The 11,597-nt window shown below is 72.9% G+C and carries 13 protein-coding genes; 5 read left to right on the top strand and 8 right to left on the bottom strand.

Annotation, left to right across the window (positions count from 1 at the left end; all coding sequences use genetic code 11):
- Positions 1-15: 15 nt before the first annotated feature.
- Positions 16-555 carry a carboxymuconolactone decarboxylase family protein gene (locus IE273_RS14275; RefSeq protein WP_189815537.1) on the top strand — a complete coding sequence of 180 codons (540 nt, stop codon included), beginning with the start codon at positions 16-18 and terminating at the stop codon, positions 553-555.
- 58 nt (positions 556-613) lie between these two features.
- Here the strand turns inward: IE273_RS14275 and IE273_RS14270 are convergent, their stop codons facing one another.
- From IE273_RS14270 to IE273_RS14255, 4 genes are all read right to left on the bottom strand, one after another.
- Positions 614-2,101 (bottom strand): glutamate synthase subunit beta, encoded by a 1,488-nt coding sequence (locus IE273_RS14270; protein ID WP_189815536.1) that lies wholly within the window; start codon positions 2,099-2,101, stop codon positions 614-616.
- A gap of 155 nt (positions 2,102-2,256) precedes the next feature.
- A complete protein-coding gene (locus IE273_RS14265) occupies positions 2,257-2,736 on the bottom strand; it encodes an anthrone oxygenase family protein (protein ID WP_189815535.1) in 480 nt (159 codons plus the stop codon).
- Between the two features lie 428 nt (positions 2,737-3,164).
- Positions 3,165-3,863 carry a DUF2293 domain-containing protein gene (locus tag IE273_RS14260; RefSeq protein ID WP_189815534.1) on the bottom strand — a complete coding sequence of 233 codons (699 nt, stop codon included), beginning with the start codon at positions 3,861-3,863 and terminating at the stop codon, positions 3,165-3,167.
- A gap of 152 nt (positions 3,864-4,015) precedes the next feature.
- Entirely contained in the window at positions 4,016-4,702 is a 687-nt protein-coding gene (locus tag IE273_RS14255) for an NAD(P)-dependent oxidoreductase (protein WP_189815533.1), read from the bottom strand.
- A gap of 98 nt (positions 4,703-4,800) precedes the next feature.
- On the opposite strand from IE273_RS14255, the gene IE273_RS14250 reads away from it, so the two are divergent.
- Both IE273_RS14250 and IE273_RS14245 read left to right on the top strand, forming a co-directional pair.
- The gene (locus tag IE273_RS14250; protein WP_229887229.1) at positions 4,801-5,193 is read left to right on the top strand and encodes a winged helix-turn-helix transcriptional regulator; all 393 of its coding nucleotides are present in this window, start codon (positions 4,801-4,803) and stop codon (positions 5,191-5,193) included.
- 50 nt (positions 5,194-5,243) lie between these two features.
- Complete coding sequence (locus IE273_RS14245; RefSeq protein WP_189815532.1) at positions 5,244-5,876, top strand: nucleoside/nucleotide kinase family protein; 633 nt, start codon at positions 5,244-5,246, stop codon at positions 5,874-5,876.
- A 384-nt stretch (positions 5,877-6,260) separates the two neighbouring features.
- Here the strand turns inward: IE273_RS14245 and IE273_RS14240 are convergent, their stop codons facing one another.
- Positions 6,261-7,388: a magnesium and cobalt transport protein CorA gene (locus IE273_RS14240; RefSeq protein ID WP_189815531.1), complete on the bottom strand. Its 1,128-nt coding sequence runs from the start codon at positions 7,386-7,388 to the stop codon at positions 6,261-6,263.
- Between the two features lie 176 nt (positions 7,389-7,564).
- Between IE273_RS14240 and IE273_RS14235 the strand changes: the two genes are divergently transcribed.
- Positions 7,565-8,359: a methyltransferase gene (locus IE273_RS14235; RefSeq protein WP_189815530.1), complete on the top strand. Its 795-nt coding sequence runs from the start codon at positions 7,565-7,567 to the stop codon at positions 8,357-8,359.
- A gap of 286 nt (positions 8,360-8,645) precedes the next feature.
- Here the strand turns inward: IE273_RS14235 and IE273_RS14230 are convergent, their stop codons facing one another.
- Together IE273_RS14230 and IE273_RS14225 are read right to left on the bottom strand one after the other, a co-directional pair.
- Positions 8,646-9,581: a carbohydrate kinase family protein gene (locus IE273_RS14230; RefSeq protein WP_229887228.1), complete on the bottom strand. Its 936-nt coding sequence runs from the start codon at positions 9,579-9,581 to the stop codon at positions 8,646-8,648.
- Positions 9,566-10,474 carry a pseudouridine-5'-phosphate glycosidase gene (locus IE273_RS14225; RefSeq protein WP_189815529.1) on the bottom strand — a complete coding sequence of 303 codons (909 nt, stop codon included), beginning with the start codon at positions 10,472-10,474 and terminating at the stop codon, positions 9,566-9,568. The genes IE273_RS14230 and IE273_RS14225 overlap by 16 nt, the downstream gene beginning before the upstream one ends.
- A gap of 99 nt (positions 10,475-10,573) precedes the next feature.
- Here IE273_RS14225 and IE273_RS14220 point away from each other — a divergent pair, with 99 nt between their 5' ends.
- Positions 10,574-11,005, top strand: coding sequence for a VOC family protein (locus IE273_RS14220; RefSeq protein WP_189815528.1), 432 nt, complete (start codon positions 10,574-10,576; stop codon positions 11,003-11,005).
- Positions 11,006-11,021: 16 nt separating this feature from the next.
- On the opposite strand, the gene IE273_RS14215 is transcribed toward IE273_RS14220, so the two are convergent.
- The gene (locus tag IE273_RS14215) at positions 11,022-11,576 is read right to left on the bottom strand and encodes a methylated-DNA--[protein]-cysteine S-methyltransferase (protein ID WP_189815527.1); all 555 of its coding nucleotides are present in this window, start codon (positions 11,574-11,576) and stop codon (positions 11,022-11,024) included.
- Positions 11,577-11,597 lie beyond the last annotated feature (21 nt).

The following is an 11,597-nucleotide window of genomic DNA, read 5'->3' as shown; positions in this document are numbered from 1 at the left end:
CCTTAGGTTGAAGCCATGACGATGAACACGACCACCGCGACCGCCGCCACCACCTCCACCGTCGACCTCCCGGGCGGCATCGCCACGGCCGAGGCCGCCCGCACCCGCCTGGACTTCGCGAAGGCCGCCCCGAAGGTGTTCCGCGCGATCGTCGCCCTGGACGCCGCCGCCCGCCAGGGTCTCGACCCAGCCCTGGTCGAACTGATCCAGATCCGCGCCTCCCATCTCAACCACTGCGCCTACTGCCTGCACATGCACACCAACGACGCCCGCAAGGCCGGCGAGGACGAGGACCGCCTCCACATGGTCGCCGTCTGGCGCGAGGCCCGGCACTTCTTCACCCCGAAGGAACAGGCCGCCCTCGCCCTGACAGAAGCGGTGACCCTGGTCGCCGACGGCGGTGTCCCCGACACCGTCTACGCCGAGGCCGCCGCCCACTTCGACGACCAGCAACTGGCCCACGTCCTCTCCCTGATCCTCACGATCAACACGTGGAACCGCGTGGCCCTGGCCACCGGAAAGGTCGCGGGCACGGACGAACGCGCCGCCGGCTGAGGACGGGCGCCACCGCTCCCCGGCCGCACCCGTTGCCGTCTGCCTCCCTGACCGTGTATCAGACCACCATCGGCCGGTCCGTGGGCCGGATCGGGGCCGGGAGCCGGGAACTCCCCGTCAGATAGTGGTCCACGGCCGCCGCGACCGCCCGCCCCTCCGCTATCGCCCACACGATGAGCGACTGCCCGCGCGCCGCGTCCCCCGCGGCGAACACCCCTGGGGCGTTGGTCGCGAAACCGTCGTCCCGGGCGATCGTGCCACGCGGCTGCAACGCCAGCCCCAACTGCTCGATCAGACCGTCCTTCTGGTCCGGCCCGGAGAACCCGAGGGCGAGCAGCACCAGGTCGGCGGGGAGCGTCCGCCCGGTCCCCGGCACCGCAAGCCGCTGTTCGTCCACCTCCACCAGATGCAGTGACCGCACATTCCCCCTCTCGTCTCCCGTGAAGCGGAGCGTGGACGCCGCGAACAGTCGCGCGTCCGCGTTCGCCGCCGGTGCCGTACGCAGCTCCCGCGCCTCCTCGTGCGCGGCCGACAGCCGGTAGACCTTCGGGTACGTCGGCCATGGCTCGGCGTCCTCGTCGCGCTCCGCACCCGGCTGTGCGTAGATGTCCAGCTGGGTCACGGACGCGGCCCCCTCGCGCACCGCGGTACCCAGGCAGTCCGCCCCGGTGTCCCCACCGCCGACGATCACGACGTGCTTGCCCGCGGCCGACACCGGCGATGCCTCCAGATCCCCCTCACACACCCGATTGGCCAGCGGCAGGTATTCCATCGCCTGGTGTATCCCGTTCAACGCACGGCCCGGCACGGGAAGTTCCCGCCACGCCGTCGCGCCCGTGGCGATCACCACCGCGTCGTACCGGGACCGCAGCTCGGCCGCCGGGACGTCCCGGCCGACCACCGTCGACGTACGGAACTTCGTCCCCTCGGCCCGCATCTGCTCGATCCGCCGCTCCAGATGCCGCTTCTCCATCTTGAACTCGGGGATGCCGTACCGCATCAGCCCGCCGATCCGGTCGTCCTTCTCGTACACCGCCACCGTGTGTCCCGCCCGGGTCAGCTGCTGCGCCGCGGCCAGGCCGGTGGGCCCGGAGCCGATGACGGCGACCGTCTTCCCGGACAGCCGCTCGGGCGGCCGGGGCGGTGTGAAGCCCTCCTCCCACGCCCGGTCGGCGATCGCGCACTCGACGTTCTTGATGGTCACGGCCGGCTGGTTGATCGCCAGCACGCACCCCGCCTCGCACGGCGCCGGACACAGCCGCCCGGTGAACTCCGGGAAGTTGTTCGTGGCGTGCAGCCGGTCGCTCGCCGACCGCCAGTCCTCCCGCGCGACCAGGTCGTTCCACTCGGGGATGAGATTGCCCAGCGGGCAGGCCTGGTGGCAGAACGGGATGCCGCAGTCCATGCAGCGGTCGGCCTGCTTGCTGATGATGGGCAGCAGCGCGCCCGGGACGTACACCTCGTCCCAGTCCCGCACCCGCTGCTCGACGGGCCGCCGCGGCCACTCCTGGCGCGGCGTGGTCATGAACCCCTTGGGATCGGCCATGGCGTCTTCCTCGCGTACGGGCACCGGAGGCACCGGGTGTACGAAGGGCCGTGCGTCATCGGGCGGCGCTCTTCCGGCCACGATACGTCTCCGCCGACGCCCGCGCAGAGTGGCGGACAGCGCTTTCTCCCGGGGCCGCGCCGTCGGGGGGCGGCTCAGGCGAGGGCCAGTATGTAGACCAAGGCCGCCGCGGCGGAGGCGACCGTCCGGACGTGGTTCCAGAACGTCCACTCGCGCACATATGCCGGCCAGTACACCGCGGCCTCCGGCGCCCCCGGCGTGAGCCGGGCCAGCCGCTCGTTGCGAGGCACGTTCGCCACGATCGTCAGCCCGAACGAGCCGACCAGGTACAGCGTGCTGCCCAGCAGCAGCTCCACCTTCCCCTCCTCCGGCCACACCACGAACGTCACCACCGCGATCAGCGCGCTCAACGCCGCCGATCCGGCGAACACCGTCGTGAAGGCCGGCCGTACCGCCGCGACGTTGATCGCGTTCATCGCCGCCACGCCCTGCGCGGGCGGCAGCGCCGCGAGCCCCCGCATCACGAAGGTCGAGAACCCGCAGAAGACACCGGCCACCAGGCCGGTCCCGAGAATGCCCAGCACGACCAGCACGAAGAACGGCCCGCCGATCATCCCCACACCCCCAATCCGTCCCACCCGGACCGCCGCCCGGCACTGACAACACCTTCACGCACCACCGCACCCATGTACCTGCGGCCACGTCCTGGCTGCTCGCACCGCTCCCACGCCCCGCCGCAGCTGCGGCAACCGGCAACCATGCCGCTGGGGCGGCGCCGATCGAGCGGCGGCTGTCGACCCCGCGGAGCCGCGGGCGGCCACGGCCCGCAGTCGCGGGCAGCGTGCCCCGGGGCCGCATGGGTGGGCGCTTGGGGGTACCCCCTCTCGGGGGCACACCCTCTGGCGAGGAACCCCGCCGGCGAGGCGAGTGGTGCCGGCCCCAGCCGAGGCCCGCGGTCGCGCCTGCTCCTGCGGACGCCCCGAGCCCTCGCTCGCGCACGCCCCGGCCGGCCACCCGTCCACATGCACCCCCATCCCATTCCTCAACCCACACCCTCCTCCTCAACGCCCTGCCACGCCCGCAGCACGCTCTGCACGGTCCCCGCGATCCGGCGCCGCGCCTCATACCGTGGTACCCCGCTCATCAAGAGCTGGTCGTACGCCGTGTCCCCATGCCGTACGCCCGCCACGACCGCCGAAATCACCGCCCCTTCGGTCAGCGCCCGCCCGGCCGCGCTGCGACCCACCCGCCCACTGCCCCGCATCGACGCGTGGGCCGCGATGGCGCGGGCCCGCTCGGCCGGGCAACCGGGGAACAGCCGAAGGATCTCGGCCGCGAACGCCGCCGCGAACCGTTCGTCCTCCGCCGCCCGGCGCCGCGCTTCCCGCGCCCGCCGCCGGCGCCGGGCCTCCGCGTCCGCCAGACAGCGGGTCTCGGCCCGGGCCAGCGCGGCCTCCTCCACGAGCACGCCCTGGCGTTCGTAGCGGCTCTTGCGCCGGTTGAACCGCACGACCACCACCGACAGCGTGCTCTCCTCCCGCGACCTGCGGGTCAGGGCCGTGTCGCCGCGCGGCAGGAACACCAGGTGGCCGAGGTCGGCGCAGTCCAGGCAGCGTGGCGCCCCGTCCTCCAGCACCAGCAGCGACAGCGGACCGCGCCGGCAACCGGCACACCGCTTGCGCTTCAGCGGCTGGATGACGACAAGCCGACCGGGGGAGTGGGGAGTCGCGGGAAGCGCCATACGCGGTACTTTCCCCGTCACCGCCCACGCCTCCCACGCCCGCCTACGCCGTTTCCCGTCCGCCAGTTCCCTGCTCCGTCCCTCCTCCCGTGTCACCGCCCGTATTTCCCCGTACGTTCTCCTCCCTCTTCTCCCGTCCGCCTCAACTACCCCTACTCATGCTGGGAGTTGAACACCGACACCCGCGTACGGTGCCGCACCGGGCGCTCGATCTCGTCGACCACCGCCACCGCGAGATCCGCGTACGACAGCCATGGCTCAGGTCCGTCGCCGGGCAGCCGCTCCCCGCCGATGCGGTACCGCCCCGTCCGGGTACCGCCGTGCTCCAGGTGCTCGGCGGGCGTCAGCATCACCCAGTCGACGGGGCCGTCCCCGCGCTCCCGCAGCCGGTGCAGGCCGGCCGTGTGCGCCAGCGCGAACGGCCGGATCTCCGGCGGGAACGCGCCCGGGTCGTCCATCACCGGCCGCCCGTCCGCGCCGAGCAGGTTCACCCCCAGACCCACCGCGACGAGCCGGCCCACACCGGCCACGGCGAGTCCGTCGAGCAGAGCGTCCGCCGCCTTCACGAAGAACCCGTGGTCGAGCGTGTCGAGCCCCTGCTCCGGCCCGCTGAACGGCGAGACGGCGTGCACGGCCCCGGTGTGGCCGGCAGCGGTCCCGGCGACCGACCGGGGATCGGTGACATCGCCCCGTACGACCGTGACACCCTCCGCTCCGAGATCCGGATACCCCGCCGGATCCCGCACCACGGCCGTCACCGCGTACTCACGCGCACGCGCCTCGGCCGTCACCGCCCGTCCGGCCAGGCCCCCGGCACCGAAGACCACGATCCCGCTCATCCCAACCTCCCAGTCCTGCGCGGTCGCCCGCGATCGGACCAGGACGTCAGGGACCGGACCCCCGGTTACCGCAACGGAATCGGCGCTACCCTCGACGGATGGCCGACGCGACGGCCCACGACCGTTCCGCACCTCTCGATCCCGACATGTTCCACCCCCTCTGCCCGTCGTCCGCCATGCCCTTCCGGGTCGGCGACAAGTGGTCCGGCATGGTGATCCGCTGTCTCCAGGGCGGGCCACGCCGCTTCGGTGAACTACGGGTCCCGCTCAAGGCCGTCACACCCAAGGTCCCCAGCGAGACCCTGCGCGCCATGGAGCGCGACGGCCTGGTGACCCGTACCGCGTACGACGAGAACCCGCCCCGCGTCGAGTACGCCCTCACCCCCCTCGGCCGTACCCTGATCCCCCTTCTCGACGCCGCCCGCGCCTGGAGCGAAACCCACCTCCCCGCCCTGCTCGCGGCCCGCCGCGCGGCCGGACAGCCCGCCTGACGCCGCCGGCACTCGCGCCGCCCTTGTCCGCCACCCGGCATCATGGGCCTGTGCGACTCGAAGCGATCACCTGGGAGCGGCTGGCCGAGCGGCTCGCCGACCGGCTGGCCGGTGCGGAGCCGGCCGACGGCACGGCCTGGCAGCGCGTCGGCTTCGACGGGGCCCCGGCCGCCCGCCCGGGAGACCTCGCCGCGCGTGTCGGTGAGGCACTGCGGGTGCGCGGCCGGCCCTCTCTCGTGATCGGCACCGAAGGCTTCCTGCGCCCCGCCTCGCTCCGCCTGGAGCACGGGCGGCGGGACGCGGAGTCGTACTACAACGGATGGTTCGACACGGGCGCCCTGTGGAGGGAGGTCTTCGGGCCGCTCGACCCCGGAGGCAGCGGGCGGGTCCTGCCCGACCTGTGGGACCCGGCCACGGACCGGGCCACCCGCAGCCCCTACGTCCAACTCCCGCCCGGCGGGATCCTGTTGCTCCACGGCCCCCTCCTGCTGCGTCACTGGTTCCCCTTCGATCTGACCGTGCACCTCCTCCTCTCCCCGGGTGCCTTCCACCGCCGTACACCCGAGGCCGACCACTGGACCCTCCCCGCCTTCGAGCGCTACGAGGCCGAGACCGACCCGGCCGGGACGGCGGACGTCCTGGTACGAGCCGACGACCCGCGCCATCCCGCCTGGAGCGGCTGAACCGGAGGCGCCGCCCGCAGACCCGTCCGGTGAGCCGCCCTCACCCCCGACGGCGTCCCGCAAAACTCCGTCGTCTGATCAAACGCGCGGGCGACAGCGTGTTCTTCTCGTCCGTCGACCGCCGTCAGAAGGTGCGCAACCTCCGCCGCGATCCGCGGTATCAGCCTCTCCGTCTTCGACCTGGCGCACCCCTGTCACTCGGCCGTGATCCGGGGCGCCGCCGAGATCTGCCGGACGAGGACAAGCGGCTCCCGTACCTTCTCGCCCTGACCGGGCCCGACCGGGGTTCCCACGTGGCCATCGGGAACCGGCACCTCGCAGCCCGGTCTCGCAGCCCGGTCTCGCAGCCCGGCCCTGCGCCCCCCGTCCCCGCGACCCCGCCGTTCAGAGCCAGCCGTTGCGCCGGAAGCCCCGGTACACCGCCAGACACGCCCCCGCCGTCACGGCCATGATCAGGGGGTAGCCGAACCGCCAGTGCAGCTCCGGCATGTGCTCGAAGTTCATGCCGTACACCCCGCACACCATCGTCGGCACGGCGACCACCGCAGCCCAGGCCGTGATCTTCCGCATGTCCTCGTTCTGCGCCACCGTCACCTGCGCGAGATGCGCCTGGAGGATGGAGTTGAGCAGCTCGTCGAACGCGGCGATCTGTTCCTTGGCCCGGATCAAGTGGTCGAGGACATCCCGGAAGTAGGTCTGTATCTCCGGCGCGACGACCCGTATCGGCCGGGTCGCCAGCTCCTCCACCGGGCGGCCCAAAGGCACCACCGCCCGCTTCAGCTCCAGCAGTTCACGCTTCATCTGGTAGATGCGGCCCGCGTCCAGACGCGCGCCGTTCTCCGAGAACACGTCCGTCTCGACCTGGTCGATGTCGGCCTGCACCGCGTCCGTGACGCTGAGATAGTCGTCGACCACATGGTCGGCGATCGCGTGCAGCACCGCCGCCGGCCCCTTGGCCAGCTGGTGCGGGTCCGCCTCCAACTCCTCGCGCAACGGCCCCAACGAGCCGTGCCGGCCGTGCCGCACCGTGATCACGAAGTCCTCGCCGACGAACACCATGATCTCGCCGGTGTCCACCACCTCGCTGGTCGCCGTCAGCTGCTCGTGCTCGACGTAACAGACGGTCTTGAACACAGCGAAGAGCGTGTCCCCGTAGCGCTCCAGCTTCGGCCGCTGGTGTGCCTCGACCGCGTCCTCCACCGCCAGCGGATGCAGGTCGAACAGCTCGGCGATGCCGGTGAACTCACGGTCCGTCGGCTCGTGCAACCCGAGCCAGACGAAGCCCTCGCCGGTCTTGCGCACCAGCCGTACGGCGTCCACCAGGTCGGCGCACCCGGGCACGCGCACGCCGTCCTGATACGTCACGCACTTCACCACCGACGAGCCCAGCGGCGACCTGGCGGGATGGCTCAGGTCCACGCGCGGCCGGCGCCGGGCCAACCGCGCCACCTTGCGCAGGCCGCCGACCCTGCCCAGCCCCGTGACCTTCCGCAGATTCCCTGCCATGGACATCTGGATCTCCTCGTGTGGATCTCCTCGCCTGACGCTTTCGCGCCTTGCCCGGCAAGTCTGCCAGTCCTCGGCGAAGTCCGGGCAAGCCTGTGGGAACAGGGAGTTCCGCTTTGTTCCCGCCTGTGGACAAGAGGGCGACCGAGCCGGACGGGCCGGCTGACTGGGATGATCGGAGCATGGCGCGCTCCGACGGATACCTCCTGGACAACCGGCAGAACGAGGCGGGCGAACGCTTCGACGCCTTCACCGCCCTCTTCGATCCCACGACCTTCCGGCACCTCGAAGGACTCGGCATCGGCCCCGGCTGGCGCTGCTGGGAAGTGGGGGCCGGCGGCCCCTCCGTGGTGTCCTGGCTCGCCGAGAAGGTGGGGCCGACCGGTCAGGTCGTCGCCACCGACATCGACACCTCCCGGCTCACCGCCGCGGCCCGCCCGCCGGTGGAGATCCGCGTCCACGACGTGGGCGCCGAAGAGCCGCCGGGGGAGGGCTTCGACCTGGTCCACGCCCGGCTCGTCCTCGTGCACGTACCCGACCGGGAACGGGCGCTGCGGAACATGATCAAATCCCTGCGGCCCGGCGGACGCCTGCTGATCGAGGACGCCGACCCCGCCCTCCAGCCCCTGACCTGCCCCGACGAGTACGGCCCCGAGCAGCGGCTCGCCAACCGGCTGCGCCAAGGGTTCCGCGAGCTGCTCGCCGATCGCGGTGCCGACCTGTCCTACGGCCGCAAACTCCCGCGCCTGCTCCGCGAGGCCGGAGTGCACGACGTGGAGGCCGACGCCTACTTCCCCGTGGCCTCGCCCGCCTGCACCGCCCTGGAGACCGCGACGGTCCGTCAGATCCGTGCCCGGCTCGTCGCCGCCGGCCTGGCCACCGACGCGGAGATCGACCAGCACCTGGCCAACGTGGAGACCGGCACGATGGACCTGACCACCGCGCCGATGATCTCGGCGTGGGGACGCAAGGGGTAGCCGGCGGCAGCGGGGCACTCGGGGCGGCCGGACCGTCTCAGCGTCCGGCGGCTCCACGGGCCTACCGGACCGTGTCCGTGTCCGGTGGCTCCACGCGCCTGCCGGAGTCGCCGCCGGCAGCGTCCCGACGTCTGGCAAAGGGCGTGACCGGCCACCGTTCGCAAGCCCCACGACACCTGGCGGAGGCGACCCACCGTTCGCAAGCCGCACGACACCTGGCGGACGCGGCTCACCGTTCGCAAGCCGCACGACACCTGGCGGACGCGGCCGGCATGTCCCCGTCCGCCTAACCCCCGTCACCCGGAAGCGGTGGTCTGCCGCCCACCCGTCCTACCGCCTCCGCACCCGTCCGGCAAGCCCGTGCCGCCGCTTCCTCCGGGGCCACGCCCGCGAGCAGGGCGGCCAGGAACGCGCCGGTGAAGGCGTCACCCGCGCCCGTGGTGTCCCGGGGCTCCGCCGGCACGGCCGGAACCCGGGCCGGCGCGGCGCCGGAACGGGCCACGAGCGCCCCGTCCGCACCCGCCTTGGCCACCACCAGCGGCACGAGACGGCTCAGCTTCGCCGCCGCGTCGGCCGGATCCGGCAGCCCCGTCAGCAGACATGCCTCGTCCCGGCTGGGCAGCAGCACGTCCAGCGCCTCCGCGAACGCCAGGAAGCGGTCCACCCCCAGCTCGACCAGGAAGCCGGCCGAGGCAGGGTCCAGGCTGACCGGCACACCCCGCGCGCGTGCCGCCGCGAGCGCGATTTCCGCGAGCGCCCGGCTCGACTCCGTGAACAGCAGATAGCCCGACAGATGCAACCGGGCCACCCCGTCGAGCAGCGCGTCCGACCAGTCTGCGGGGCCGAGCCGCAGGGATGCCCCGCTGTCCGTCAGGAACGTCCGCTCGGCCGCCGCACCCGTGTCGACGAGGCAGATCACGGTCCCGGTCGCCGCCTCCCGGTCCACCACGAGCCGGGGCCGCACCCCGGCCGCGACCAGCTCGCGCTCGTGCCACGCGGCGGTGTCGGCGCCCACCCGCCCCAGCAGCCGTACGTCCGCGCAGCCCGTGTGGGCGGCCCAGCAGGCCACATTGGCGCCCGCGCCGCCCGGCAGCCTCCGGATCACGGCGGCCGTGTCGGTGCCGGCCGCGAGCGGCCCCCGATGCCGGGCGACGACGTCCGTGACCACGTCGCCGACGACCAACAGCGCGCCGCTGCGGCCCGCGGTCACTCCCTGGCCCACGCCGTGGCGATCCGCGCCGCGAGCCGGACGTTGCCGCGCACCGCCGCCAGGTTGGCGCTCAGCGAGGCACCCTCCGTGTGCCGGACCAGGTAGTCAAGCAGGAACGGGGTCACCGCCTGCCCGGTGACACCCTGCTCCGCGCAGGCGCGCAGCGCGTCGGCGAGCACACGCGCGTGCAACTCGGGATCGAGCTGTTCCGCCTCCGGGACGGGTTGGGCGACGATCAGCGCCGACTCCGGCGCGTCCAGCGCGTCCTGGGCGCGCATGACGGCGGCGACTTGCTCCGGGGTGTCCAGCGTCCAGTCGACCGGATGCCCCGAGTCCGACAGATAGAAGCCGGGGAACCGGTCCGTGCCGTACCCGGCGACGGCCACGCCCAGCGTCTCCAGCCGTTGCAGTGTCGCCGGTACGTCCAGGATCGACTTCACGCCCGCGCACACCACCGTGATCCTGGTCCGCGCCAGCAGCCCCAGGTCGGCCGACTCGTCCTGGGTCACGGTCCACTCCCGGTGCACCCCGCCCAGCCCACCGGTGGCGAACACCCGTACCCCCGCGAGGGAGGCCAGCTGCGCCGTCGCCGACACGGTGGTCGCCCCGCTCGCCCCCGCCGCCACGGCGAGCGGCAGGTCACGATGGCCCAGCTTGCGGATGCCGTCCTCGTTCGCGACCCGCTCCAGCTGGTCCTTGTCCAGGCCGACCCGGGGCCGCCCGTCGAGCAGGGCGATGGTCGCCGGCACGGCACCCTCCCGCCGCACCGCTTCCTCCAGCTCCAGCGCCACCTGCATGTTGCGCGGACGAGGCAGGCCGTGCGCGATGATCGTGGACTCCAGAGCCACCACCGGCCGCCGCGCGTCGATCGCCTCCCGGACTTCTTCCGACACCACCAGCACCACGTGCCCGCCTCCCGTCCGTCGGTCCTTCCTAGTCTCTGGCGGGCGCCGGCCCCGGATAAACGCTTGTGACCCGTCGTGGAGGCCACCAGCCTGGTGCCCATGAGGAACAACACCACGCGCCTCGACCACGTCGTCCTGTGGGTGGCCGACCCGGTCGCCGCGGCAGCCTTCTACGAGACGGCCGTCGGCCTGGCGCCGGTCAGGGTCGCCGAGTTCGCGGAGGGCGAGGTGGCCTTCCCCTCCGTACGCGTCAACGAGGACACCATCCTCGACCTCGCCCCGCACAGCTTCGCCGATCAGATGAGGATGCTGCCCGGTTCCGCCGACAGTGCGGGCCACCCCGTCAACCATGTCTGCCTGTCGCTGCCGGCTGAGGCCTTCGACGCCCTGCGCGCCCGCCTGGAGGAACACGGCGTCCCCGTGTCGGGAATCGACCACGGCCTGTCCGGGGCCCGCGGCAATGCCACGCGCAGCTTCTACTTCCGCGACCCGGACGGCAACATCTTCGAGGCCCGGCACTACGACGACTAGCCGCACCCCGGACCGGTCAGAACAGCGGCTCCGGCAGCACACCCTCCAGGGCGAGCAGCTTCCGCTTGGTCTCCAGCCCGCCCCCGAAACCGCCGATGCCGCCACCGCTCTCCACCACCCGGTGGCAGGGCACGACCACCGGCAGCGGATTGGCGCCCATCGCCGCGCCGACCGCCTGCGCCCCGCCGGGCTGGCCGACCCGGCCCGCCAGATCGCCGTACCCCACCACGGTGCCGTACGGCACACCGGAGGCCAGTTCACGCAGGACCTGCCGGTTGAAACCGGAGATCAGCGACCAGTCCAGCGGCAGGTCGAAGTCGTGCCGCCGCCCCGCGAAGTACGCCCGCAGCTGGCGTATCGCCTCGGCCAGCAGCGGCGAGTCCGGATCTTCCACGGGCTCGGAACCCAGCCGTGCGGCCAGCCGCTCCAGCGCCCGGTCGCGCACCGCGTCCGAGGCGTGGAAGACGACGTTGACCAGGCCGTCGCGGGTCGCCGCCAGCATCAGCGGGCCGATGTCCGTCGCGACGACGGCCCACACGACCCGTTGCTCATCCTGCCCATGGCTGTCCATGCGCCTACCGTACGACGCACC

Origin of the sequence: Streptomyces olivaceoviridis (assembly GCF_014650115.1) — a bacterium.
In the GTDB taxonomy this organism is placed as follows: Bacteria; Actinomycetota; Actinomycetes; order Streptomycetales; family Streptomycetaceae; genus Streptomyces; species Streptomyces olivaceoviridis.
This window is presented reverse-complemented; position numbering and strand designations above follow the sequence as displayed.